The 25867-nt window shown below is 58.8% G+C and carries 23 protein-coding genes; 16 read left to right on the plus strand and 7 right to left on the minus strand.

Annotated features, from left to right (window positions below; translation table 11 throughout):
• The first annotated feature begins 5 nt into the window (after window positions 1-5).
• The 4 genes from uvrD (at window position 6) to S7A_RS04895 (ending at window position 4572) form a co-directional block, all read left to right on the plus strand.
• A complete protein-coding gene (gene uvrD, locus S7A_RS04885) occupies window positions 6-2168 on the plus strand; it encodes a DNA helicase II (RefSeq protein WP_009088456.1) in 2163 nt (720 codons plus the stop codon).
• A 67-nt stretch (window positions 2169-2235) separates the two neighbouring features.
• Entirely contained in the window at window positions 2236-2292 is a 57-nt protein-coding gene (gene ysgD / locus S7A_RS21780) for a YsgD/CorL family protein (protein ID WP_350769477.1), read from the plus strand.
• Between the two features lie 178 nt (window positions 2293-2470).
• A complete protein-coding gene (gene corA, locus S7A_RS04890) occupies window positions 2471-3424 on the plus strand; it encodes a magnesium/cobalt transporter CorA (protein WP_009088458.1) in 954 nt (317 codons plus the stop codon).
• Between the two features lie 95 nt (window positions 3425-3519).
• Window positions 3520-4572 carry an AbrB family transcriptional regulator gene (locus S7A_RS04895; RefSeq protein WP_009088460.1) on the plus strand — a complete coding sequence of 351 codons (1053 nt, stop codon included), beginning with the start codon at window positions 3520-3522 and terminating at the stop codon, window positions 4570-4572.
• Here S7A_RS04895 and rarD read toward each other — a convergent pair.
• Both rarD and S7A_RS04905 read right to left on the minus strand, forming a co-directional pair.
• Window positions 4543-5442 (minus strand): EamA family transporter RarD, encoded by a 900-nt coding sequence (gene rarD / locus S7A_RS04900; RefSeq protein WP_009088462.1) that lies wholly within the window; start codon window positions 5440-5442, stop codon window positions 4543-4545. The genes S7A_RS04895 and rarD overlap by 30 nt on opposite strands.
• Before the next feature lie 20 nt (window positions 5443-5462).
• Window positions 5463-5933, minus strand: a complete 471-nt coding sequence (locus S7A_RS04905; RefSeq protein WP_009088464.1) for a thioesterase family protein — start codon at window positions 5931-5933, stop codon at window positions 5463-5465.
• 193 nt (window positions 5934-6126) lie between these two features.
• Between S7A_RS04905 and pldA the strand changes: the two genes are divergently transcribed.
• The 4 genes from pldA (at window position 6127) to S7A_RS04925 (ending at window position 10498) form a co-directional block, all read left to right on the plus strand.
• Entirely contained in the window at window positions 6127-7005 is an 879-nt protein-coding gene (gene pldA / locus S7A_RS04910; RefSeq protein ID WP_009088467.1) for a phospholipase A, read from the plus strand.
• A gap of 24 nt (window positions 7006-7029) precedes the next feature.
• A complete protein-coding gene (recQ, locus tag S7A_RS04915) occupies window positions 7030-8856 on the plus strand; it encodes an ATP-dependent DNA helicase RecQ (protein ID WP_009088468.1) in 1827 nt (608 codons plus the stop codon).
• 12 nt (window positions 8857-8868) lie between these two features.
• Window positions 8869-9492 (plus strand): threonine export protein RhtC, encoded by a 624-nt coding sequence (gene rhtC, locus S7A_RS04920; RefSeq protein ID WP_009088470.1) that lies wholly within the window; start codon window positions 8869-8871, stop codon window positions 9490-9492.
• A gap of 205 nt (window positions 9493-9697) precedes the next feature.
• Window positions 9698-10498 (plus strand): DUF1460 domain-containing protein, encoded by an 801-nt coding sequence (locus tag S7A_RS04925; protein WP_033736133.1) that lies wholly within the window; start codon window positions 9698-9700, stop codon window positions 10496-10498.
• Window positions 10499-10545: 47 nt separating this feature from the next.
• Here S7A_RS04925 and rhtB read toward each other — a convergent pair whose 3' ends face one another.
• Window positions 10546-11169 carry a homoserine/homoserine lactone efflux protein gene (gene rhtB / locus S7A_RS04930; RefSeq protein ID WP_003854387.1) on the minus strand — a complete coding sequence of 208 codons (624 nt, stop codon included), beginning with the start codon at window positions 11167-11169 and terminating at the stop codon, window positions 10546-10548.
• A 112-nt stretch (window positions 11170-11281) separates the two neighbouring features.
• Here rhtB and pldB point away from each other — a divergent pair, with 112 nt between their 5' ends.
• Together pldB and yigL are read left to right on the plus strand one after the other, a co-directional pair.
• Complete coding sequence (gene pldB, locus S7A_RS04935) at window positions 11282-12274, plus strand: lysophospholipase L2 (protein WP_009088474.1); 993 nt, start codon at window positions 11282-11284, stop codon at window positions 12272-12274.
• A gap of 52 nt (window positions 12275-12326) precedes the next feature.
• Entirely contained in the window at window positions 12327-13127 is an 801-nt protein-coding gene (yigL, locus tag S7A_RS04940; RefSeq protein WP_009088476.1) for a sugar/pyridoxal phosphate phosphatase YigL, read from the plus strand.
• Between the two features lie 46 nt (window positions 13128-13173).
• Here yigL and glpT read toward each other — a convergent pair whose 3' ends face one another.
• Window positions 13174-14514 carry a glycerol-3-phosphate transporter gene (glpT, locus tag S7A_RS04945; protein WP_009088478.1) on the minus strand — a complete coding sequence of 447 codons (1341 nt, stop codon included), beginning with the start codon at window positions 14512-14514 and terminating at the stop codon, window positions 13174-13176.
• Window positions 14515-14887: 373 nt separating this feature from the next.
• On the opposite strand from glpT, the gene S7A_RS04950 reads away from it, so the two are divergent.
• On the plus strand, window positions 14888-15751 hold the full coding sequence (locus S7A_RS04950; protein ID WP_033736487.1) for a carboxylate/amino acid/amine transporter: 864 nt from the start codon (window positions 14888-14890) through the stop codon (window positions 15749-15751).
• Window positions 15752-16243: 492 nt separating this feature from the next.
• On the opposite strand, the gene S7A_RS04955 is transcribed toward S7A_RS04950, so the two are convergent.
• On the minus strand, window positions 16244-16723 hold the full coding sequence (locus S7A_RS04955; protein ID WP_009088484.1) for a DUF1456 family protein: 480 nt from the start codon (window positions 16721-16723) through the stop codon (window positions 16244-16246).
• Between the two features lie 83 nt (window positions 16724-16806).
• Window positions 16807-17733 carry an HTH-type transcriptional regulator MetR gene (gene metR / locus S7A_RS04960; RefSeq protein WP_009088486.1) on the minus strand — a complete coding sequence of 309 codons (927 nt, stop codon included), beginning with the start codon at window positions 17731-17733 and terminating at the stop codon, window positions 16807-16809.
• Between the two features lie 144 nt (window positions 17734-17877).
• Here metR and metE point away from each other — a divergent pair, with 144 nt between their 5' ends.
• Window positions 17878-20148: a 5-methyltetrahydropteroyltriglutamate--homocysteine S-methyltransferase gene (metE, locus tag S7A_RS04965; RefSeq protein WP_009088488.1), complete on the plus strand. Its 2271-nt coding sequence runs from the start codon at window positions 17878-17880 to the stop codon at window positions 20146-20148.
• A gap of 51 nt (window positions 20149-20199) precedes the next feature.
• Here metE and S7A_RS04970 read toward each other — a convergent pair whose 3' ends face one another.
• A complete protein-coding gene (locus S7A_RS04970) occupies window positions 20200-21033 on the minus strand; it encodes a dienelactone hydrolase family protein (protein ID WP_009088490.1) in 834 nt (277 codons plus the stop codon).
• Between the two features lie 303 nt (window positions 21034-21336).
• Here S7A_RS04970 and udp point away from each other — a divergent pair, with 303 nt between their 5' ends.
• The 4 genes from udp to ubiE all read left to right on the plus strand — a co-directional run bounded on the left by udp (window position 21337) and on the right by ubiE (window position 25863).
• Window positions 21337-22098: a uridine phosphorylase gene (gene udp, locus S7A_RS04975; protein WP_009088492.1), complete on the plus strand. Its 762-nt coding sequence runs from the start codon at window positions 21337-21339 to the stop codon at window positions 22096-22098.
• A gap of 77 nt (window positions 22099-22175) precedes the next feature.
• Window positions 22176-23444, plus strand: a complete 1269-nt coding sequence (locus tag S7A_RS04980; protein WP_009088494.1) for a lipopolysaccharide assembly protein LapB — start codon at window positions 22176-22178, stop codon at window positions 23442-23444.
• A gap of 85 nt (window positions 23445-23529) precedes the next feature.
• Window positions 23530-25029 carry a DNA recombination protein RmuC gene (gene rmuC / locus S7A_RS04985; protein WP_009088497.1) on the plus strand — a complete coding sequence of 500 codons (1500 nt, stop codon included), beginning with the start codon at window positions 23530-23532 and terminating at the stop codon, window positions 25027-25029.
• 75 nt (window positions 25030-25104) lie between these two features.
• Window positions 25105-25863 carry a bifunctional demethylmenaquinone methyltransferase/2-methoxy-6-polyprenyl-1,4-benzoquinol methylase UbiE gene (gene ubiE, locus S7A_RS04990; RefSeq protein ID WP_009088499.1) on the plus strand — a complete coding sequence of 253 codons (759 nt, stop codon included), beginning with the start codon at window positions 25105-25107 and terminating at the stop codon, window positions 25861-25863.
• The last annotated feature ends 4 nt before the right edge of the window (window positions 25864-25867 follow it).

The raw sequence follows: 25867 nt of genomic DNA on the forward strand, positions 1-25867 counted from the left end.
TGCTTATGGACGTTTCTGAACTGCTCGATGGGTTAAATGACAATCAGCGTGAGGCCGTAGCGGCCCCGCGCAGTAACCTGCTGGTGCTGGCAGGCGCGGGCAGTGGCAAAACGCGGGTGCTGGTGCATCGCATCGCCTGGCTGATGTCGGTAGAGAACTGTTCACCCTATTCCATTATGGCGGTGACCTTTACCAACAAAGCGGCGGCGGAGATGCGTCACCGTATTGAGCAGCTGATTGGCACCAGCCAGGGCGGGATGTGGATCGGCACCTTCCACGGTCTGGCGCATCGCCTGCTGCGTGCTCATCACCTTGACGCCGGTCTGCCACAGGACTTTCAGATCCTCGACAGCGAAGATCAGCTGCGCCTGCTTAAGCGCCTGATTAAATCGATGAACCTGGATGAGAAGCAGTGGCCTGCACGTCAGGGCATGTGGTACATCAACGGCAAAAAAGATGAAGGCCTGCGGCCAAAGCATATCGAAAGCTACGGCAATCCGATCGAGCAGACCTGGCTGCGCATCTATCAGGCCTATCAGGAAGCGTGCGACCGCGCCGGTCTGGTTGACTTTGCCGAGCTGCTGCTGCGCGCGCATGAGTTATGGCTCAACAAGCCGCACATTCTGAATCACTACCGCGAACGCTTCACCAACGTGCTGGTGGATGAGTTCCAGGATACCAACAACATTCAGTATGCCTGGATTCGGATGCTGGCGGGTGACAGCGGCCGGGTGATCATCGTGGGTGACGATGACCAGTCGATCTACGGCTGGCGTGGCGCGCAGGTCGAAAATATTCAGCGCTTCCTGCAGGATTTTCCCGGCGCGGAAACCATTCGTCTGGAGCAGAACTATCGCTCCACCAATAACATCCTGAAAGCCGCCAACGCCCTGATCGCCAATAACAATGGCCGGCTGGGTAAAGAGCTCTGGACCGACGGCAGTGATGGGGAACCGATCTCTATCTACTGCGCCTTCAATGAGCTGGATGAAGCGCGCTTCGTGGTTAACCGCATCAAGGTCTGGATGGAGAACGGCGGGGCGCTCAATGACTGCGCCATTCTCTACCGCAGTAACGCCCAGTCGCGCGTGCTGGAAGAGGCGCTGCTGCAGAGCAGCATGCCCTACCGGATTTATGGCGGCATGCGCTTCTTTGAACGTCAGGAGATCAAAGATGCGCTCTCCTATCTGCGTCTGATCGCGAACCGCAATGACGACGCGGCGTTTGAGCGTGTGGTCAATACCCCGACGCGCGGCGTGGGCGATCGGACGCTCGACGTGGTGCGTCAGACTGCCCGCGAACGTCAGATGACACTGTGGCAGGCGACGCGCGAACTGCTGCAAACCCGTGCGCTGGCTGGCCGGGCCGCCTCGGCGCTGCAACGCTTCTGTGAGCTGGTCGATTCCCTGGCGACCGAAACCGCCGAATTACCGCTCCATGTTCAGACCGATCGGGTGATCAAAGACTCCGGTCTGTGGCTGATGTATGAGCAGGAGAAAGGCGAGAAGGGTCAGGCGCGAATCGAAAACCTTGAGGAGCTGGTGACGGCAACCCGCCAGTTCAGCTATCAGGACGAAGATGAAGATCTGATGCCGCTGCAGGCGTTTTTATCTCATGCGGCGCTGGAAGCGGGCGAAGGTCAGGCGGACAAATGGCAGGATGCGGTTCAGCTGATGACGCTGCACTCGGCAAAAGGGCTGGAGTTCAGCCAGGTCTTCATCGTCGGCATGGAAGAGGGGATGTTCCCGAGCCAGATGTCGCTGGATGAGGGGGGCCGGCTGGAAGAGGAGCGTCGTCTCGCTTATGTCGGCGTCACCCGTGCGATGCTCAAGCTGACGCTGACCTACGCCGAAACCCGCCGACTCTATGGTAAGGAAGTGTATCACCGTCCTTCCCGTTTTATCGGTGAGCTGCCCGAAACGTGCATTGAAGAAGTGCGGCTGCGCGCCAGCGTCAGTCGTCCTGTCAGCCATCAGCGGATGGGGGCACCGGTGACCAAAAATGACAGCGGATTCTCGCTGGGCCAGCGTGTTCATCACGCCAAATTTGGTGAAGGCACCATCATTAACCTGGAAGGCAGCGGCGAGCACAGCCGCCTGCAGGTGGCGTTTCAGGGGCAGGGAATCAAGTGGCTGGTGGCGGCTTACGCGAAGCTGGAAACGCTTTAGCGTGCGGTTGACGGCTTTTTCGTCTCAGCGTAACATGCGCCCACTATTATCATGAGAGGACAACGCCTTGGACACGCCCAGTCGATGCTGGCTCAATGACCTGGATACCAGGCATAACATCTAAGGCTACCTCTTTACGCGGGTAGCCTTAGCGGTTATCAGCGACCTCCCTTTTTGATCCCGTCGCACGAGTCAGCACTGATTTACCTTTGAAACTCTGTTTCCGTGTTCAGGCCGCCCGTTCTGTGTTGAGGAACGGCGGATTGCCTTGTCCCATTTAGTCTGCAATGGGGAGTATTGCTATGCTGAGCGCATTTAAACTGGACCACAGCCGCCTGACGCGACTGGAGCTGGAAGACGAAAACGACAAGCTGACCACCTCCGTCTGGGTCGATCTGATCGAGCCGGAAGAGGGCGAGCGTGACCGGGTGCAGTGTGAGCTGGGCCAGAGCCTGGCAACCCGACCTGAGCTGGAAGATATCGAGGCGTCGGCGCGCTTCTTCGAAGATGAAGATGGTCTGCACATCCACTCCTTCTTCTTTTATGAAGATGCGGACGACCACGCCGGTAACTCCACCGTGGCGTTCACCATCCGTGAAGGCCGCCTCTATACCCTGCGCGAACGCGAACTGCCCGCTTTCCGTCTCTACCGCATGCGCGCCCGAAACCAGACCCTGATCGACGGCAACGCGTTTGAGCTGCTGCTCGACCTGTTCGAAACCAAAATCGAACAGCTGGCGGATGAGATCGAGAACATCTACAGCGCGCTGGAGAAACTCAGCCGGGTGATTATGGAAGGCCAGCAGGGCGAAGAGTACGATCAGGCGCTGTCACGCCTGGCAGAGCTGGAAGATATCGGCTGGAAAGTGCGTCTCTGCCTGATGGATACCCAGCGCGCCCTGAACTTCCTGGTGCGCAAAGCGCGTCTGCCGGGCAATCAGCTGGAGCAGGCGCGTGAAATCCTGCGCGATATCGAGTCGCTGCTGCCGCACAACGAATCACTGTTCCAGAAGGTCAACTTCCTGATGCAGGCCGCGATGGGCTTTATCAACATCGAGCAGAACCGCATCATCAAGATCTTCTCGGTGGTCTCCGTCGTCTTCCTGCCGCCGACGCTGGTGGCATCCAGCTACGGGATGAACTTCGAGTTTATGCCGGAGCTGAAGTGGAGCTTTGGCTATCCGGCGGCGATTGGCCTGATGATCCTGGCGGGCCTGGCACCTTATCTCTACTTCAAACGTAAAAACTGGCTGTAAAACGTTCCGGGCCATCGTCGATGGCCCGTTCTGCTGGCTCCCGTCGCCATTTCTGCGTACTCTGTCCCCCTTGTTTTTACAAATAATTAACTTTTATGGACGCTTTATCCTTACGCGTGCAGTGGGCGCTGCTGCTGCTGGTGTCGGTCCTGCTGGGGACGCTGCTGCACCACTTTCAGGTGCCCGCGGCGCTGCTGCTGGGCCCGATGGCGGTCGGCGTGGTAATGGGATTATCAGGCGCAACGCTGCGCATCGACAGGCGGTTGTTCCTGCTGGCGCAGGCGGTACTGGGCTGCATGATTGCGCAGAGCCTGTCGCTGTCGATTCTGACGCCGCTGATTCAGGAGTGGCCGGTGGTGCTGGCGGTGCTGCTGCTGACCCTGGCGGCCAGCGGCGTATCGGGCTTTCTGCTGGTGCGTTTCAGTCAGCTGCCTGGCCCGACCGGTGCCTGGGGATCGTCACCGGGTGGCGCATCCGCCATGGTGGCGATGGCGGGCGACTTTGGGGCCGACGTGCGGCTGGTGGCGTTCATGCAGTATCTGCGGGTGCTGTTTGTCGCCTCGGCGGCGGCGCTGGTGGCACGTATCGGTCTGGGGGATGAGGCACACAGCGTCTCGCTGCTCTGGTTTCCCGCCCTGAATCGCGGCTTTGTCATCACGCTGGCGGTGATGCTGGCGGGCGCGTGGCTGGGCACCCGGCTGCGCATCCCGTCGGGGGCGCTGTTGCTGCCCGCGCTGGCGGGGGCAGCACTGAACGGCAGCGGTGTTGCGGTACTCCAGGTGCCGGAGTGGCTGCTGGCTCTGGCCTACGCGCTGATCGGCTGGAGTGTCGGGCTCCGGTTCACCCGTCCGATTTTCCTGCTGGCGCTGCGCACGCTGCCGCAGATGCTCGCCTCCATCTTCGGGCTGATGCTGTTGTGTGGCGGGCTGGCGTGGATGCTGACGCAGATGCTGGATATCGATCTGATGACCGCCTATCTCGCCACCAGTCCGGGCGGGCTGGACACGGTGGCGATTATTGCCGCGGGCACCCAGGTCAACATGGCTTTTGTGATGGCGTTACAGACGCTGCGTCTGTTCACCATCCTGCTGACCGGTCCGGCGATGGCGCGTTTTATTTCACGCTACGCGCGCACGGGTGCGGAATGAAAACGCCACCGCATCGCAGACAAACACCAGCAGCGCCAGCCAGATGAAGCCAAAGGTGACCATCTTGTCTGGCGTGATGGTTTCCCCGTAGAAAACGACCGCCAGGATAAACATCAGGGTCGGACCGAGATACTGAAAGAAGCCAACCGTGGAGAGACGCAGCCGGCTGCAGGCCGCCGCAAACAGCATCAGCGGAATGGTGGTGATAATCCCTGCCGCGACCAGCCTGAGGTTGAGGCTCAGCGGGTTAGCGGAGAGATGGCTGGTAGGGCTGTCGGCAAAGCCGAACAGATAGATGGCCGCCAGGGGGAACAGCCACAGGGTCTCAATCAGCATGCCGCTCTGAGCATCGACCTGAATCTTTTTACGCACCAGACCATACAGGGCGAAGCTCAGCGCCAGCCCCAGCGCAATCACCGGCAGCGAACCGAACTGCCACAGCTGCACCAGCACGCCGAGGGTGGCCAGCAGCACCGCCAGCCACTGGAGACGACGGAAACGCTCGCGCAGAAACAGCATACCGAACACCACATTGATCAGCGGATTAATAAAGTAACCCAGACTGGCTTCCAGCATATGCTGATTATTGACCGCCCAGATAAACAGCAGCCAGTTGCCGCCAATGGTCAGCGCGGTCAGCGCCAGCATCAGCACTTTTGCTGGCTGAGAGAACACGCTGCGTACGACGGGCCAGCTGCGGCTCAGCGTAATCAGCAGCAGCATAAACAGCGCAGACCAGATAACCCGGTGCGTCATGATTTCCGTGGCCGGAACCTGCTTCACCAGTTTGAAGTAAGCCGGCGCGATGCCCCAGATAAAGTAAGCCCCCAGGGCGAAACCCACACCCTGGCGGGTTTGTTGCGTATCCATATGAGATCCAGATGGCGTGCTTAGCCGATAAGATAGGTGGCGGTTGCCGTGGCGATATAGTCGCCCTGTTGGTTGTGCAGCTCGACGCGCGCCACGGCGACTTTGTTACCGGCACGCAGCAGGCTGCTGGTGGCGGTAAAGCGCTCGCCGCGTCCGGGACGCAGATAGTCAACGCGCATATCGATGGTGCCCATGCGGGAGAGACGCTGGCGAAGCTCGGCTTCGCTGATGCTCTCCTGACGGGTCAGCGCGTTACTGACGCAGACCATGCCAGCCGCCACATCCAGAACCGACGCGATCACCCCGCCGTGCAGGATCTGTTGTGCCTGGTTGCCCACCAGCATGGTTTTGTTGGCAAAGCTGATTTCGGCGTAGTCTGCCTCCAGGCGCATCAGTTCCAGACCCAGCGCCTGATTGAAGGGCATGTGATAAACGAAAATTTCGCCGACCAGCTGGCGAGCGTCCTGCGGTGTCAGCACGGGTGATGACATGATGATGTGTCCTGAAAAAATCGGGCCAGAGGGGCGCGCAATCTGAATGAGTTGTGTATTCTATGCCGCCTGCGAGGGGGTTTCCAGTTTAAGAAATCAGCACTCTTGCTCACTGCCATTTGCGTGTAGAATGGCCTGCTTTTTACGACACCCTTTCAGTTGTTTTGATACGCAGCGCTCACCGGAGAATTTTATGCGTAAGCATCGCGCCTTGCTGGCGGCAATGTTGATAATTCCTGCGCTGGCGCAGGCAGATGAAGCTCAGATCAAAGAGGTTCATGACGCGCCACAGGTTCAGGGCAGCATCATTGCTAACCTGCTGGAGAAGCATGATAATCCGTTTGTTCTCTATCCTTACGAGAACAACTATCTGCTCTACACCTACACCAGCGACCTGAATAAAGAGGCGATCTCCTCCTATAACTGGGGAGAAAATGCCCGCAAAGATGAAGTGAAATTCCAGCTCAGCCTGGCGTTTCCGCTGTGGCGCGGTATTCTGGGTGATAACTCGGTGCTGGCCGCCTCTTACACCCAGCGCTCCTGGTGGCAGCTGTCGAATCGCGGTGAATCCTCGCCCTTCCGTGAGACCAATTATGAGCCGCAGATTTTCCTTGGCTGGGCCACGGATTATTCGCTGGGTGGCTGGACACTGCGGGATGTCGAACTGGGTCTGAATCATGAGTCTAACGGGCGCAGCGATCCCACTTCGCGCAGCTGGAACCGCGTTTATGCGCGGCTGATGGCAGAGAACGGGAACTTCCTGGCGGAGATCAAACCCTGGTATCGCATCCCGGACGGGGCAAATAATGACGACAACCCCGATATCACCAAATACATGGGTTACTACCGCACCCGGCTGGGCTATAAGCTGGGCGACAGTATCTTCAGCGTTGAAGGCAACTATAACTGGAACAGCGGTTATGGCGGTGCGACGATGGCCTGGAGCTACCCAATCAGTGAGCATGTCCGCTTCTATACGCAGGTGTTCAGCGGCTACGGTGAATCACTGATCGATTACAACCATCGCCAGACGCGTCTGGGTGTGGGTGTAACGCTCAACGACTTGTTCTAATCCCTAACGTACGACAGGAATCGCGTGGCAACCTCGGCAGTTCTCAATCAGGAAGCGCTGGCGCAGCAGGTATTGCAGGATACCTTCGGCTACCAGCAGTTTCGTCCCGGTCAGCAGACGATCATCAATCAGGCGCTGAGCGGGCGCGATTGTCTGGTGGTCATGCCCACCGGCGGCGGTAAATCGCTCTGCTATCAGATCCCGGCGCTGGTGCGCGAAGGCCTGACGCTGGTGGTCTCGCCGCTGATCTCACTGATGAAAGATCAGGTCGATCAGCTGCTGGCAAACGGCGTGGCCGCGGCGTGTCTCAACTCCACCATGACGCGCGAACAGCAGCAGACGGTGATGGCTGACTGCCGCACCGGTCGGGTGAAGCTGCTCTACATCGCCCCTGAACGCCTGATGATGGATAACTTCCTGGACAATCTGGCACACTGGCAGCCCGTGATGCTGGCGGTGGATGAGGCGCACTGTATCTCGCAGTGGGGGCACGATTTCCGTCCGGAATATGGCGCGCTGGGCCGGTTACGTGAACGCTTCCCGGAAGTGCCGGTGATGGCGCTGACCGCGACCGCCGATGAAACCACCCGTAACGACATCGTTAACCTGCTGCACATGCAGGACCCGCTGATCCAGATCAGCAGCTTCGACCGTCCCAATATCCGCTACACCCTGGTGGAAAAATTTAAGCCCACCGATCAGCTGCTGCGCTACGTTCAGGATCAGCGCGGCAAGTGCGGCATTATCTACTGCAACAGCCGGGCGAAGGTGGAAGACACCGCCGCGCGCCTGCAGAGCCGTGGGCTGAGCGTCGGGGCCTATCATGCCGGTATCGACAGCGAACAGCGCGCCAGAGTGCAGGAAGCGTTTCAGCGTGACGATCTGCAAATCGTGGTGGCGACGGTGGCCTTTGGGATGGGCATCAACAAGCCCAACGTCCGGTTTGTGGTTCACTTTGATATCCCGCGTAACATCGAATCCTATTACCAGGAAACCGGCCGTGCCGGCCGTGATGGTCTGCCCGCCGAGGCGATGATGCTTTACGACCCGGCAGATATGGCCTGGCTGCGTAAGTGTCTGGAAGAGAAAGTGCCGGGGCCGCTGCAGGATATTGAACGCCATAAGCTCAACGCCATGGGCGCGTTTGCGGAAGCGCAGACCTGCCGCCGCCTCGTGCTGCTCAACTACTTTGGTGAGGGGCGCCAGCAGCCGTGCGATAACTGCGATATCTGTCTCGATCCGCCTAAACGGTATGATGGTCTGGTCGAGGCGCAGAAGGCGCTCTCCGGCATCTACCGCGTGGGGCAGCGTTTCGGCATGGGCTATATCGTGGAGGTGCTGCGCGGCTCCAACAATCAGCGTATCCGGGAACAGGGCCATGACAAACTGCCGGTCTATGGACTCGGCAAAGATCAGAGTCACGAGCACTGGGTCAGCGTGTTGCGTCAGTTGATCCATCTGGGGCTGGTCACGCAGAACATTGCCATGCATTCGGCGCTGCAGCTGACCGAAGCTGCCCGCCCGGTGCTGCGCGGTGAAGTGCCCCTGATGCTGGCGGTGCCGCGCCTGATTACCGCGAAGACGAAGAGCAGCAGTCCGGCGAAGTTTCACGGTGGCAACTACGATCGCAAGCTCTTTGCCAAGCTGCGTAAGCTGCGAAAAGCGATCGCCGATGAAGAGAATATTCCGCCTTACGTGGTGTTCAATGACGCCACACTGATTGAAATGGCAGAACAGATGCCGGTCAGCGCGTCAGAGATGCTCAGCGTCAATGGCGTGGGTCACCGCAAACTGGAGCGCTTTGGCAAACCTTTCCTGGTGATGATCAAAGAGCATCTCGATGAAGAGTAAAGGACACTGATTATGCTGATGTTATTTGCCACTGTGGCGCTGGTACACCTGGTGGCGCTGATGAGCCCCGGTCCGGATTTCTTTTTCGTTTCACAGACGGCTGCCAGCCGCTCACGCAAAGAGGCGATGATGGGCGTGCTGGGCATTACGCTCGGTATCGTTGTCTGGGCGGGAGTGGCGCTGATGGGGCTGCATCTGATTCTGGAGAAAATGGCCTGGCTGCATCAGATCATCATGGTCGGTGGCGGACTCTATCTGCTGTGGATGGGCTGGCAGCTGATGGGCTCGGCACGTCAGCGCCATAAACAGCCGCAGCAGGATGAGCCGGTGGTCGAGCTGCCAAAACGCGGCATGAGCTTTCTCAAGGGGCTGCTGACGAATCTCTCAAACCCCAAAGCGATTATCTACTTCGGCAGCGTCTTCTCGCTGTTTGTCGGGGATGATGTCGGCGCGACGGAGCGCTGGGGTCTGTTCCTGCTGATCATCGCGGAAACTTTTGCCTGGTTTGCGCTGGTGGCGGCAATCTTTGCCCTGCCGTGGATGCGTGCGAAATATCAGCGCCTGGCAAAATGGGTGGATGGTATGGCAGGGGTGCTCTTTGCCGGTTTCGGCATCCATCTGATTATCTCCCGCTAAGCATCGCGGATGCCGGCGTGCACGAGGCGCGTCCGGCAGGGTTCTCACCTCCCATCGTCTCTTCCTCATGTGACAGCGATCACACTCTGCTTCACCGTTTATCCCGTTACCTTAACCGTCACTCAATCGTCACCCGGTGTTAATCTACCGAGGCATCACCTCTGGTAAGGTCGGTAACCGGGCATATTTTTGCAGGAACAGGATGATGAGAATGAAAGCGCTGCTGCTGCTGTTAATGAGTGCGGGCATCAGCGCCTGCGCGTCACCGGCGGCGACCCGTTATCCGGCATCGCAGCCGATCCGGACGGATAAGGTGACGTCGATGCTGGCGCAGCTTCCTGCGCCCGGCCTGCCGCAGGGTGACAGGATTAGCCGGATCTCTGCGGCTTTTCTCGGGACACCTTATCAGGCCCATACGCTGATCGGCTCGCCTGCGACGCCCGAAGCGCTGGTGATCAACCTCTACGGGGTAGACTGCTTTACGCTGCTGGATTATGTGCAGGCGCTGAGCCAAAGCCACGATCGCCCCAGCTTTGAAGCCAGCCTTATCCGCACCCGTTATCGGGATGGCGAGGTCAGCTACCTGAAACGGCGCCACTTTTTTTCTGACTGGGCTGCTGACAGCCCGCCGATTGCCGATGACGTCACCCGCACACTGAGCCCGGCGGCGGTGACGGTGATGAAACCACTCAATCGTCAGGCCAGCGGAACAGAAAAAGTGCCGGGTCTGGGCGTGATGCCGCGTCCGATCACTTACATTCCGGCCCGCGCCCTTACGCCCCGGCTGCTTGACCAGATTCAGAATGGCGATTACGTCGGGGTTTATACGCCCGCGGCGGGGCTGGATGTCTCACATGTGGGGATTGCCGTCCGGCACGATGGCCGGTTGTGGTTCAGGAACGCCTCCTCGCGGGCTGAAAACCGCCGGGTTGTCGATGCGCCGTTCAGGGAATATATGCGGTCAGTGCCGGGCATCATCGTGCTGCGTGCCGTGCCGGCGGTGTGATGAGAGAGAAGCGATCGCGCCGGCCCTGGCGGGCCGGCGCGTCAGGATCAGGCGATCTTCCTGGCGCTGGCCAGCAGGGCGCCGACCGCCATAAACAGTCCGCCGAAAATACGGTTCATGAGCTTCATCTGTTTTGGCCCTTTAATCCAGCCCGCAATGCGGGTCGCCAGCGTGGCGTAGCCAATCATCACGATGATATCGACCACTACGGTCGTCACGCCCAGCACCAGATACTGCATAAAGAGCGGTTGATGCGGCTGAATAAATTGCGGGAAGAGCGCCGCCAGAAAGACGATGCTTTTGGGGTTGGTCAGGTTCACCAGCACGGCACGTTTGAACAGGCGACGGCGCGGCATCGCTTTAGCGACCGCGTCCAGGTCGATACCGCCCGCTGAGCGCCACTGCTGAATACCCAGCCAGACCAGATAGGCCGCACCGGCCCATTTCAGAATCTCAAAGGCGAGCAGCGACTGGGAAAACAGCGCCCCCAGCCCGATGCCTACCAGCACGATATGCAGCGCCAGCCCGACCTGCAGGCCTGAGATGGATGCCACCGTGCCGCGATAGCCGTGGCTGATGCCGGTACTCATGGTGTTAATCGCGCCGGAGCCGGGCGACAGGCTGAGAATTGTGGTGGTGAGCAGATAGGTCAGCCACCATTCGATGGTCATGGGTTGCGCTCTCTTTAGGGGCGGAAGTGTGACACAATACGCCAGAAATAAGCGCGGCGCTACGGCCTGCGTACGGCAACAGGGACTCTTTATCCGGTCATCAGGAGGGCGAATGAATCCACACAAAGCCAGCTGGCTGCGACGCGAAAAAGCCTTTGCTGCCTTTGCAACCGGTCCGCTGCTCGACTTCTGGCACAGCCGTGAAGAGCGTGAGTTTACCGGCGTCGGCAATCTGACATTGCGTTACGTCCGGTTCACGTCACCGAAACACACGCGTGTCATCCTGATTGTGCCCGGCCGCATCGAGAGTTACATCAAATACCCCGAGCTGGCCTACGATCTGTTTCACTGTGGCTTCGATGTGGTGATCCTCGATCATCGCGGCCAGGGGCGCTCCGATCGCCTGCTGGAGGACTCACACCGCGGCCACGTGGTGGAATTTACCCACTATGTCGACGATCTCGAAACCCTCTATCTGAAAGAGATCGTCAGCGGACACTATCAGCAGCGTTATGCGCTGGCTCACTCGATGGGGGGCGCAATATTAACGCTGTTTCTGGCGCGGCAGCCGCAAGCTTTTCATGCGGTTGCCCTTGTGGCCCCGATGTTTGGTATTGCGCTGCCGTTGCCCGCCTTCCTGACCCACCGGATTCTCGACTGGGCGGAGAAACGACCGGCGGTGCGCGATGGCTATGCGCTCGGCACCGGACGCTGGCGCGCGCATCCGTTTGGCATCAACCGGCTGACGCACAGTGCTGAGCGTTACCGGCGTAACCTGCGCTTTTATGCTGATGATCCGGCGATTCGCGTTGGCGGGCCGACCTATCACTGGGTGCGCGAAGGCATCCATGCCGGTCGCAACATCATCAGCCAGGTGGATAAGATCACCACGCCGCTGCTGCTGTTACAGGCCAGCGAGGATCGGGTGGTCGATAACCGTTCGCAGGACCTGTTTTGTGCCGCGATGGCTGCGGCGGGTCATCCGTGTGAGGGCAACACGCCGCGGGTGATCAACGGCGCGCGTCATGAGATCCTGTTTGAAAAAGACGCGATGCGTGCCGAAGCGCTCAATGCAGTGGTCGACTTCTTTTCAGCGCATCACTGACGTTATTTATCCGACCGGCGAAAGCCGGCAGACTCCGATACCCGAGGTTTTCATGTACCACATCGTTGCATCCGACCTGGATGGCACGCTGCTTTCTCCCGAACATCGCCTGACCCCATTTGCACGCGAAACGCTGCAGCAGCTGGTCGCCAGAGATATCCACTTCGTTTTCGCGACCGGCCGTCATCATATCGATGTCGGACAGATGCGCGACAGCCTGGCGATTCCGGCTTATATGATCACTTCAAACGGCGCGCGCGTTCACAACGCGGCGGGCGAACTGGTCTTCAGTCACAATCTGGATGCCGACATCGCCAGCGATCTGTTTGGCCTGCAATATCACCACAACGAAATCCTGACTCACGTCTACCGGGATGATGAGTGGTTTGTCAGCCGCTCAAGTCCGGCGGAACAGGATTACTTCCGCGAGTCGGTGTTCAATTATCAGGTCTATGAGCCAGGTCTGCTGCCAACCGATAACATCAGCAAAGTCTTCTTCACCTGCGAAAACCCTGAACATCTGATCCCGATGGAGCAGGCCATCGAAGCGCGCTGGGGTGATCGCGTTAACGTCAGCTTCTCATTGCCCACCTGTCTGGAGGTCATGGCGGGCGGCGTGTCGAAGGGGCATGCGCTGGAAGCCGTGGCGAAGCAGCTGGGTCATTCGCTGCAAAGCTGTATCGCCTTCGGCGACGGCATGAACGATGTGGAGATGCTGAGCATGGCAGGTAAGGGCTGTATCATGCAGAACGCTCATCAGCGGCTGAAAGATACGCTGCCGGCGCTGGAAGTGATTGGATCGAATGCGGATGATGCGGTGCCGCAGACGCTGCGCGCACTTTACCTCGCATAAGCAGATGAATGAAAAGGGCCGGTTATCCGGCCCTTTTTTTATACCGTCAGGCGATTTTCTGTTTGTGTCTGTGTTCGCTGACCATGGTCAGGAGCAGCAGAATAACGGCGAGCACGCAGCCTGCGATCATCACCAGGAAGCCGCCATCCCAGCCGAAGTAGTCGACGGTGTAACCGACAATGGCGCTGGCGGCCACCGACCCACCCAGGTAACCGAACAGGCCGGTAAAGCCCGCTGCCGTTCCTGCCGCTTTTTTCGGGGCCAGCTCCAGCGCGTGCAGACCAATCAGCATCACCGGACCGTAGATCAGGAAGCCAATCACGATCATACAGGCCATATCGACGCCGGGGTTACCCGCCGGATTGAGCCAGTAGATGACGGTCGCGACGGTGACCAGCGTCATAAAGAACACCCCGGTCGCCCCCCGATTGCCGCGGAACACTTTATCCGACATCCAGCCGCAGAGCAGCGTCCCCGGTATTCCCGCATATTCATACAGGAAGTAGGCCCAGGAGGATTTATCCAGCGTGAAGTGTTTCACCTCTTTGAGATAGGTCGGAGACCAGTCGAGGATGCCGTAGCGCAGCAGATAGACAAACACGTTGGCCAGCGCGATGTACCACAGCAGCTTGTTCGGCAGCACGTACTTCATGAAGATCTGCTTTGCCGTCAGCTCCTCTTCATGGCTGGCATCGTAGTCGGGCGGATAGTCGTTTTTATACGCTTCAATCGGCGGCAGGCCACAGGATTGCGGGGTATCGCGCATCAGCGCAAAGGCCAGAATCGCAATGGCAATCGCGCCAAAAGCGGGCATGTAGAGCGCCGCTTTCCAGTCGTTAAACCACGCCATGCCCAGCAGAAACAGCAGCGGGGGGATACCGCCGCCCACATTATGGGCGCAGTTCCAGACCGAGACGATCCGGCCGCGCTCCTTCTGTGACCACCAGTGAACCATGGTGCGTCCGCACGGCGGCCAGCCCATCCCCTGAAACCAGCCGCAGATAAACAGCAGTACAAACATCACCATGATGCTGGAGGTCGCCCAGGGCACAAATCCCATGATCAGCATCACCGCCGCGGCCAGAATCAGGCCAGCCGGCAGGAAGACGCGCGGGTTTGAGCGGTCCGACACCGATCCCATGATGAATTTTGAAAAGCCGTAGGCGATGGAGATGCCCGACAGGGCAAACCCTAAATCGCCCCGCGAAAAACCCTGCTCGACCAGATAGGGCATCGCGAGCGCAAAGTTTTTTCTGACCAGATAGTAGGCGGCATAACCGAAGAAGATCCCGATGAAAATTTGCCAGCGCAGACGACGGTAGAGGGGATCGACACGATCCTCTGCCACCTGTGGCTGGCGTGGCGCAGGTTTAAAAATGCTCAGCATCAGTGAGGCCCTCCAGGGCACATTATGGTTTTTGAATTCCCGGCAGGTTGAAGCAGGAAAAGAGGAGAAAATGGCCATCCGATGTTCCATTTCGCGCAAAGAATAGTGTTAGTTGCGCAGCGTTACTGTGATGAATGACACATTTGTTACAGTTTTATTACAGTTGAGAGCGAAAGTGTTCACCTGATGGATCATTTCGCGCATTTTGTCTGGCGGAAAAGCGGTTCTGTCGACAGTTATGTCAGTCTGTGTAAACGGTCCGCTGCTTAAAGATTCTGATCGAGTGTTTTATAGTCAGATGTCAACCAGATTTCACAGCCTGATGGCAGCACATTGTTTACACTGGCGGCCTGTTAATTTCAGGGTCATGACCGTGTTCTTATTAATTATTACCACTATTCTGTGGGCCTTTTCGTTCAGTCTGATTGGCGAATACCTTGCCGGGCAGGTGGACAGCTGGTTTTCCGTGCTGATGCGTCTGGCGCTGGCTGCGCTGGTCTTCCTGCCTTTCCTGCGCTGGCGCGGCTACCGCCCTTCAACGCTGCTGCTTTATATGCTGGTGGGGATGCTGCAGCTCGGGGTGATGTATCTGCTGAGTTTTGAAGCCTATCTCTATCTGAGCGTTTCAGAATTTTTGCTGTTTACGGTGATGACGCCGCTGTATGTGACGCTGATTTACGATCTGATCAGCCGTCGTCCGCTGCGCATCGGTTATGTGTTCAGTGCACTGCTGGCGGTGGCCGGTGCGGCGATTATCCGTTATGACAAAGTCAGCGATCATTTCTGGTTCGGGCTGCTGTTAGTGCAGCTGGCAAACATCTGTTTTGCGGCGGGAATGGTTGGGTATAAGCGTCTGCAGGAGACCCGTCCGATGCCGCAGCACACCGCCTTCTCCTGGTTCTATCTGGGTGCGGTCGTGATTGCCGTGATCGCGTGGTGCGCCTGGGGTAATCCGCAGAAGTTGCCGACCACCTCACTGCAGTGGGGCATTCTGGTCTGGCTGGGCGTTGCGGCTTCCGGTCTGGGCTATTTTATGTGGAACTATGGTGCAACGCAGGTCGATGCCGGCACGCTGGGCATTATGAATAACATGCACGTTCCCGCCGGGCTGCTGGTGAATCTGGCAATCTGGCAGGAGAAACCGCACTGGCCGAGCTTTATTGCGGGTGCGCTGGTGATCCTCGCCTCGCTGTGGGTGCATAAGCGCTGGGTGGTGGGGCGCAGCAGCCGATCTTAAAGGAGAATCGTACCTAATCAGTGGCTGTGGGTCAGGTGAGGCCCCCCGGGCTGGCGCGTCCGATCGCGAAGGAATCTCACTTCCCTGTGGATCGGCCGGGCCATCCCTGGCCCGGACGCTTCGCTCTTCTGACGCGCCAGCCCATGAGGCGCGACAGCCTCATCGCTGTTAAATGTGTGGCTCAGTGGGAGCATGAAGGAGTGATGCAGGGTAGTAAAGCCTGGAGGCGCAACAGCCTCATCGCTGTTAAATGCGTGGCTCAGTGCGAGCATGAAGGAGGGAATGGCGGGCTGAGAAGTAAAGCGTCCGCCGCATGGCTGGCCCGGTGCTGCTCTTGTCAAAGCCCTGATGAAGCGGGAGGGAAGGGGTGGCGCAGCTGGGGGAGCAAAGCGTCCGAGCCAGGGATGGCGAGGCCGTGCTGCATGGATGCAGGCTTTCTTTGCGATCAGATGCGCCACCTCTGACCACGCAGAGGTCAGAAGCGATCAGAAATTAAGCCGGTTTATCACTCTTCGGACGCTGGATCATCGCCAGCCCTTTCAGGAAGTTACGCAGAATCTGATCGCCACACTCGCGGTAGTTCTTATGGTCAGGCTTGCGGAAAATCGCCCCTACTTCCGCCTGCGACACGGTAAAGTTTGCGCGCTTCAGCACGTCAGGAATGTCGGTCGTTTTCAGATCGAACGCGATACGCAGTTTCTTCATGAAAATATTGTTATTCATTTTGCGCTCGATCGACGGGGCAGGCGCCTCTTCGCTTTTACCACGACGGTAAAAAATCAGGCCATTCAGAAAATAACCCATCAGCACATCAGGGCAGGGACGGAACGCGGCGTCGTCATCTTTTTTCAGCCACGCCTGAACATCCGTCTCGGGTACCTCACATTCCGCCAGCGCAAAAATCTTCACCATTCCGGCATCGCTCAGATTAAGCATGTAGCGCACGCTGCGCAGAATATCGTTATTAGTCATGGTGAGATCTTCTCATGGTCAGTCGACAGGCTGCGCATTATAGGGGATTTTGCCAGCGTTCGCGCAGGTTTGTGCCCGACCGGTTACCGCTGCAACACCGCACCGGGCAGCGCAGCATCACGCACAAACGGCAGATGCTCACAGGCGTGCTGGCGGGCGAAACGGATAAAGGCTTCCAGCACCGGCTGCCGCTGTTCACCTTCGCGCACGGCGGCGTAAAGACGACTCCAGAGCCCCTCACCCAGCGTGCGGGTCACGACCAGACCCTGCTTCTCAAAACTCTCCACCACCCAGTGCGGCAGCGCCGCGATACCCATGCGCGCGGAAACCATCTGAATCATCAGCAGGGTGTTATCGACACTTTTCAGTGCCGGGCTGACGCCAGCAGGCTGCAGGAAGTGACGCCAGATATCCAGACGCTGACGCTGCACCGGATAGATCATCAACACCTCATCGGCCAGATCTTCCGGGGCAATCTGCTCCACCTGTGCCAGCGGATGATCCGTTGCCAGCACCAGCCGCACTTCATAATCAAACATCGGGGAATAGAACAGGCCGGAGCGCGCCAGAATATCGGAGGTCAGCACCACATCCAGCTCACCCTGCTGCAGAGCGGGCTGAGGATCAAAGGTCACGCCCGATTTGAAATCCATCACCACCTGCGGCCAGCTCTGACGGAATTTATCCAGCGCGGGGGTCAGCCACTGAATACAGCTATGACACTCGATCGCCACCCGCAGCGTGGTCTGATGCGGCTCATGGCACGCCTGCAGGGCGTGCTGGATCTGCGGCAACACCTGCTCTGCCAGCTGCAGCAGAATATCGCCCTGCGGCGTAAACCGCAGCGGCTGACTTTTACGCACGAACAGGCGGAATCCCAGCCGCTGCTCCAGGTCGCTGAACTGATGAGAGAGCGCCGATTGCGTCTGGTGAAGCTGGGCCGCCGCCGCCGCCAGCGATCCCGTATTGCGCAGAGCCTGAAGCGTCCGCAGGTGCTTGAGTTCGATCATGAGGGTCCTTCACATCGAAAATGAACATATTGCGCTTGAGCCACATACAGTACCCGCAGATTATAGCAGTGTAAACATCTGGACGGCTAAACCTCTCTGGCTGCCTGTAAAAGCCAGAGTGAAAGATTATCTGGAGAACAGCACATGACTATCCTGAACCACACCCTCGGCTTTCCCCGTATTGGCCTGCGCCGGGAACTGAAAAAAGCACTGGAGCAGTACTGGGCGGGTGATATTTCGCAGCAGGACTTACTGGCGGTGGGCCGTGAACTGCGCGCCCGCCACTGGCAACAGCAGAAAGCGGCGGGTGTCGATCTGCTGCCGGTCGGCGATTTCGCCTGGTACGATCATGTGCTGACCACCAGCCTGATGCTGGGCAACGTGCCCGCACGCCATCAGAACCCGGAGGGCAGCGTTGACCTGGACACCCTGTTCCGCCTGGGCCGTGGTCGAGCCCCCAGCGGGGAACCCGCCGCCGCGGCAGAGATGACCAAATGGTTTAACACCAACTATCACTACATGGTGCCGGAATTTACCCGGGGACAGCGGTTTAAACTGACCTGGACTCAGCTGCTGGACGAGGTCGATGAGGCGCTGGCACTGGGTCACAACATCAAGCCGGTGCTGCTGGGGCCGGTAACCTATCTGTGGCTGGGTAAAGTGAAAGGTGAGCCGTTCGAGCGCCTGTCGCTGCTGGAAGCGATTCTGCCCGTCTACCAGCAGGTGCTGGCAGAACTGGCCAGACGGGGCATCGAATGGGTGCAGATTGATGAACCGGCCCTGGCCCTGGAACTGCCGCAGGCGTGGCGCGACGCCTTCAAACCGGCGTATGACGCGCTGCAGGGTCACAGCAGACTGCTGCTGACCACCTACTTTGACAGCATCGGACAGAATATTGAGGTGATTCGCGCACTGCCGGTGCAGGGCCTGCATGTCGATCTGGTTCATGGCCACGATGACCTCCAGCAGCTGAATCAGCAACTGCCCGCCAGCTGGCTGCTGTCACTCGGGGTGATCAACGGGCGTAACGTCTGGCGCGCCGATCTCAGCCGCTGGTTCAGCCGTCTGCAACCGGTGATTGCACAGCGGGAACAGGTCTGGATCGGCTCCTCCTGCTCGCTGCTGCACAGCCCGATCGATCTCAGCGTGGAAACCCGTCTGGATGATGAGGTCAAAAGCTGGTTCGCTTTCGCCCTGCAGAAGTGTGCTGAACTTTCGCTGCTCACTCACGCACTGAACCAGAACGATGCGGCGTCGCTGGAGGCATGGAGTGCCCCGGTGCGCGCCCGTGCGCACTCGCGCCGCGTGCACAATGCCGCAGTGGGCCAGCGTCTGCAGGCCATCACGCCACAGCTCAGTCAGCGCCAGCGCGCCTATTCTGAGCGGGCTGCCCTGCAGCGTCAGCGTTTCAGACTGCCGGCCTGGCCCACCACCACCATCGGCTCTTTTCCCCAGACCACCGAGATCCGTGGCCTGCGCCTCGACTTTAAGCAGGGCCGTCTCGACAGCAGCCACTACCGCACCGGCATCGCGGCACATATCAGGCAGGCCATTACCGAACAGGAGCGGCTGGGGCTGGATGTGCTGGTTCACGGTGAAGCGGAACGCAACGACATGGTGGAGTATTTTGGCGAGCATCTGGAGGGATTTGTCTTCACCCAGAACGGCTGGGTGCAGAGCTACGGTTCCCGCTGTGTGAAACCGCCGGTCATCATCGGGGATATCAGCCGGCCGGCGGCGATCACCGTGGAGTGGGCCAGCTATGCGCAGTCGCTGACCGACAAGCCGGTAAAAGGGATGCTGACCGGCCCGGTTACCATCCTCTGCTGGTCTTTCCCGCGTGAAGATGTGTCACGGGAAACCCTCGCAAAGCAGATCGCGCTGGCGCTGCGTGATGAAGTGAAAGATCTGGAGAAGGCGGGAATCGGGATTATTCAGATAGATGAACCGGCTCTGCGTGAGGGCCTGCCTTTGCACCAGTCGGAGTGGGCCGCCTACCTGACCTGGGCGGTAGAGGCGTTCCGGCTTACCGCGGCCGTGGCGCAGGATGACACCCAGATTCACACCCATATGTGTTACTGCGAGTTCAACGACATCATGGATGCCATTGCGGCGCTGGATGCCGATGTCATCACCATTGAAACCTCGCGCTCCGATATGAAGCTGCTGGAATCGTTTGAGCATTTCGACTATCCGAATGAAATCGGCCCCGGCGTCTATGACATTCACTCGCCTAACGTTCCCAGCGTTGAGTGGATAGAGGCCCTTCTGCAGAAGGCCGCACAACGGATTCCGGCAGCGCGTCTGTGGGTAAACCCGGACTGCGGCCTGAAAACGCGCGGCTGGACGGAAACACGTCAGGCGCTGGCCAATATGGTAACGGCGGCGAAGAAACTGCGTGGTGAGACGGCGTAGGGAAGCGGGTCCGAGTGGCAAAAAAGGGGCGCAGACGCGCCCCTTTTTCAGTTACTGCGAGGTCACACCATATTGCCTGAACCAGGTCAGCATCCGCTGCCAGCCATCCTGAGCCGATTCCGCATGGTAGCTCGGGCGGTAGTCTGCATTAAACGCATGACCCGCTTCGGGATAGACGATGATCTCGGCGGTGGCATTGGCGGCATGCAGCGCCTGTCGCATCTGCTCGACGCTCTCCAGCGGGATGCTTTCGTCCTGTCCGCCATAGAGTCCTAAAACCGGCGCGTTGAGCGCGACGGCAATATCAATCGGGTGCTTCTGCTGCTTCAGAGTGCGGTCGCCGGTCAGCCGTCCATACCAGGCCACGGCGGCGCGCAGCTGCGGATTGTGCGCGGCGTAGAGCCAGCTGATGCGGCCACCCCAGCAGAAACCGGTAATGCCCATGCGGCGGATGTCGCCGCCGTTGCGTGCGGCCCAGTTGGCGGCATGGTCCAGGTCAGCCAGCACCTGAGTATCCGGCACTTTACTGACCAGCTCGCTGAACAGCGTCGGGATATCATGATACTCAGAGGGATCGCCCTCGCGGAAATAGAGCTCCGGAGCAATCGCCAGATAGCCTTCCAGCGCCAGACGGCGGCAGATATCCCGGATGTGTTCGTGCACACCAAAGATCTCCTGCACCACCAGCACGACGGGTAAAGGACCTTCTGCTGACTGCGGTTTTGCAAAATAGGCCGGCATGTTTTCGCCCTGACTGGGCACGGAAGTCTCACCTGCGTGAATGGCCGGACTATCGGTAATAATGGTGGTGTCGGCGGTGGGCTGCACGGCTGGGGCAAAGCCGCCCGTCGCCGGTTTTTGTGGCAAAGTATCACTGGGTTTCATTATTCTCTCCGTGCAAGCATTGGCGCAATCACGTAACTATAGCCTGGCCCGAAAGCGTGCGTGCCAGGTGTCGGGTAACAGAATCAGCAGCGAACAAACGCATCCACCTCTTTAACATTGCCCTGACCCCGACACAGCCCCACCGGGCGTTATCCGGGCGAAGAAGATGTTAATGTGTGATTAATGTCGCATTTTTTCTTCCGGTAAATGTAACTTTCATTTTCTTAAGTGAATGCTGTCACATATTTATCGGGCGTGCTGGCGTAGAGTGGCGCGCTATCATCCCTTAACAGGAGTCTGCAAATGACACAGTCTGACGTTTTCCATCTTGGCCTGACGAAAGCCGATCTGCAGGGCGCCACCCTGGCGATTGTGCCGGGCGACCCGGAGCGCGTGAAGAAAATTGCCGGACTGATGGAGGATGCCACGCATCTCGCCTCACACCGTGAATTTACCTCCTGGCTGGCAAAGCTGGATGGCAAGCCGGTGGTTGTCTGCTCAACCGGCATCGGCGGCCCTTCGACCTCGATTGCGGTAGAAGAGCTGGCTCAGCTTGGCGTGCGCACCTTCCTGCGCGTCGGCACCACGGGTGCCATTCAGCCACATATCAACGTCGGCGATGTGCTGGTCACGACCGCCTCCGTGCGCCTGGATGGCGCCAGCCTGCATTTCGCGCCGATGGAGTTCCCGGCGGTGGCTGACTTCGGCTGTACCACTGCGCTGGTGGCGGCTGCAGAAGCCTGTGGCGCCACAACCCATATCGGCATTACCGCCTCCTCTGACACCTTCTATCCGGGCCAGGAGCGCTACGACACCGTCTCAGGCCGCGTCGTCAGCCGTTTCAAGGGATCGATGAAAGAGTGGCAGGAGATGGGTGTCCTCAACTATGAGATGGAATCCGCTACACTGTTAACCATGTGCGCCAGCCAGGGCCTCCGCGCCGGTATGGTGGCAGGCGTCATTGTGAACCGTACGCAGAAAGAGATCCCTGATGCGGTCACCATGAAACAGACAGAAAGCGACGCAGTGAAGATTGTGGTCGAAGCGGCGCGTCGCTTGCTGTAGGCCGCGTCAGGCCGCGGGCCCCTATCGGGCCTGCTGCTGTATAAGGCGCGTCATTTCAGCGAAACCTGAGAAGGCTTATGCGCAATACACTTCCTGTCCGACGACCGGCATTCAAAGCCGATCCCGCCGCCCTTAATACCCGGCTGGAACGCGGTGCCGAACGCTTCCGTGCCGCCATGCAGCAGGGTGACTATGCACAGGCCGCCCAGTGCTGCGAAGAGGCACTGCGCTATCTGCCTCAGCAGATGCAGGTGCTGAGCGACTATGCGCTCTGTCTGCTGCGTCTGGGTCAGTACCAGAAGTCCTATAAAATCTATCAGAAGATCGCACACTCCCCGCCCGCGGTGCGCAGCACCGCCTCTGAAACCTGGCTGGATGGCCTGACGGAAGTCTGTGGCTGGCTGAATAAGCCGGATGAGGTGGCGCGCTATGGTCTGGCGTCGCTGATGCAGTCCGATGCGCGTTTCAGTCAGGGGCAGCGCGTGGCGTTTCCCGCTCCCCAGCCCGAACCTGCCGATCTCACACAGCCGCACCAGAATGTCATTGCCTTCAGCCTGTTTGGTGACCAGCCGCGCTATTGCGAAACCCTGATTAAAAACGTTGAAGTCGCACCTGAACTCTATCCCGGCTGGGTCTGCCGCATCTACCTTGACGACAGCGTGCCGCAGCATGTCTGGCAGCGACTGGACCAGCCGCATGTGCAACGGGTCGATATGTCGCATGAGAAAACCCTGTTTCCCACCCTGTGGCGTTTTCTGGTGATGGACGATCCCGGCGTGAAGCGCTTTATCGTCCGCGATGCCGACTCGCTGCTCTCAGAGCGCGAAGCGGCGGCGGTCAGCGCCTGGCTGGCTTCACCTTACTGGTTCCACCATATGCGTGACTACTTTTCCCACACCGAACTGCTGCTGGCGGGGATGTGGGGCGGCTGTCATGGCGTCTTTCACAACGTGGAACAGGCGATGCGTGATTTTATTGCGCACTACCGGGGGAGCGAACGCTTCACCGATCAATATTTCCTCAAAGTGGCGTTATGGCCGACGGTACGTGAAAGCGTGCTGAATCATGATGAACTGTTTCACTTTCATCAGGCCCGGCCGTGGCCTGCCCATGCGCCGGTGCGCTGGCAGACGCCGCAGTTCCACGTGGGCAGCAATGCCGGCTTTGCCAGTATGACCGGGAAAGCCAGTGTGGCCGACGGCAGCAGACAGCGCGTGGCGATCACCGCGGGCGAAACCACCTGGCACTATCTGGCGCAGGTTAAGCAGGGTGAGTGGCTGTTGCCGATGCCCTTTTTTCTGATTGAGGAGTGGCAGGCGGGAAGGGTGACCGTGACCGCGCTCTAAGTTGCTGAGCGCGAATAAATTTATCTGGACATTCATACAGTGCGACTCTACCTTTTTCCTCAGCAGCGTAAGTCGCGGGGAAATCATGGATCAGCACATCATCATCAGCATCTGTCTGGCGCTTGCCGGGGTCGGGATCGGCTGGATGCTGGCACAGCTTCGTGCCGGGCACCAGGCCGCCAGTTTCCAGACTGAGCGCCGTCTGCAGCAGGAGGCGCAGCAGCGTCAGCAGCAGCAGACTGAACAGCTTCAGCAGCAGATCCGGGAGCGGGAACAGGAGCTGCGTCAGCTGCACGGTGCCCTGAGCGGAGCCACGGAGCGGCTGCAGCAGCTCGACTACTGGCGCAATGAAAGCGAGCAGCTCAATCGCGAGCTGCGCAATCAGCTGGAGGTCAATAGCGCGCAGGAAGCGGAGCTGCGTGAGGTGACCATCCGTCTGGAAGAGACCCGTTTTGCCGCCGAGGAGAAGCAGCGCCTGCTGACCAACAGCGAGCAACGCCTCAGCGCCCAGTTTGAAAACCTCGCCAACCGCATTTTCGAAAACAGCGGCCGTCGCGTCGATGAGCAGAACCGTCAAAGCCTGGATAGCCTGATTGGCCCGTTACGTGAACAGCTGGATGGCTTTCGTCGTCAGGTGCATGAAAGCTTTGGCGCAGAGGCGCGTGAACGTCACACCCTGACCCACGAAATCCGTCAGCTTCAGCAGCTGAATGCGCAGATGGCGCAGGAGGCGCTCAACCTGACCAAAGCCCTGAAGGGCGACAATAAAATCCAGGGTAACTGGGGGGAAATGGTCCTGAGCCGGGTGCTGGAAGCCTCCGGGCTGCGTGAAGGCTATGAATATGAAACGCAGGTCAGCATTCAGTCTGAACAGCAGGGCAGGATGCAGCCGGATGTGATTGTGCGGCTGCCACAGGGCAAAGATGTGGTGGTGGACGCCAAGATGACGCTGGTGGCCTATGAGCGCTACTTCAATGCGGATGATGAGATCGAACGTGAACAGGCGATTCAGGAGCATGTCAGCGCCATGCGGGCCCATATCCGCCTGCTGGGGCGAAAAGATTATCAACAATTGCCCGGTTTACGCTCGCTGGATTATGTGTTGATGTTCATTCCGGTTGAACCGGCTTTTTTACTGGCGATCGACCGCCAGCCTGAGCTGATTAGCGAGGCGCTGCAGCAGAATATCATGCTGGTCAGCCCCACCACGCTGCTGGTGGCGTTACGGACCATCAATAATCTGTGGCGCTATGAGCACCAGAGCCGCAATTCACAGCGTATTGCCGATCGGGCCGCACGCCTCTATGACAAGATGCGGCTGTTTGTGGATGACATGAGCGGTATTGGTCACAGTCTGGACAAAGCGCAGAACAGCTATCGCGAGGCGATGAAAAAGCTGGCAGAGGGGCGCGGTAACCTGATTGCGCAGACGGAAGGCTTCCGTGCGCTGGGCGTTGAAATCAAACGGCCTATCAATCCTCAGCTGGCCGAACGGGCCATGCCGGAAAAGCGGATGGCAGATGACGACAGGGATGATGAGGATGCGGATGACAGTGACAGGCGTGTGAGACGCCTCCACGAATAGTATGGGCGCAGCGTGCCTGACTTCCGTGACTCTGATACACTTCGGAAAGTATTGTTTGTGGAGCAGGTAAAACCGATGGCAGATGAATCACAGCAGGAAACCACCCATTTTGGCTTTCAGACGGTCGCCAAAAGCGAAAAAGCTGACAAAGTCGCGGATGTGTTTCACTCCGTAGCGGCAAAATATGACCTGATGAACGATTTGATGTCCTTTGGCGTCCATCGTATCTGGAAGCGCTTTACCATCGACAGCAGCGGTGTTCGCCGCGGTCAGCGTGTGTTGGATCTGGCGGGAGGCACCGGCGATCTGACGGCAAAATTCTCTCGTCTGGTGGGTGACACCGGTCAGGTGGTACTGGCGGATATCAACAGTTCCATGCTGAAGATGGGCCGCGAAAAGCTGCGCAATCAGGGTGTGGTGGGCAACGTCAGTTACGTGCAGGCCAACGCAGAAGCTCTGCCTTTCCCTGATAACTACTTCGACTGCATCACCATCTCCTTTGGTCTGCGCAACGTCACGGAAAAAGAGAAGGCGCTGGCCTCCATGTTCCGGGTGCTTAAACCGGGCGGACGCCTGCTGGTGCTGGAGTTCTCTAAGCCAGTGCTGGACCCGCTGAGCAAAGCGTATGACGCCTACTCGTTCCACATTCTGCCGCGTATCGGCCAGCTGGTGGCGCAGGATGCTGAGAGCTACCGCTATCTCGCCGAATCGATCCGTATGCATCCCGATCAGGAGACCCTGAAGGCGATGATGAATGATGTCGGCTTTGAAAATACCACTTACTCCAACATGACTGGCGGCATCGTGGCGCTGCATCGTGGATTTAAGTTCTGAGTGA

It is taken from the genome of Pantoea sp. Sc1 (assembly GCF_000255315.1).
In the GTDB taxonomy this organism is placed as follows: Bacteria; Pseudomonadota; Gammaproteobacteria; order Enterobacterales; family Enterobacteriaceae; genus Pantoea; species Pantoea anthophila.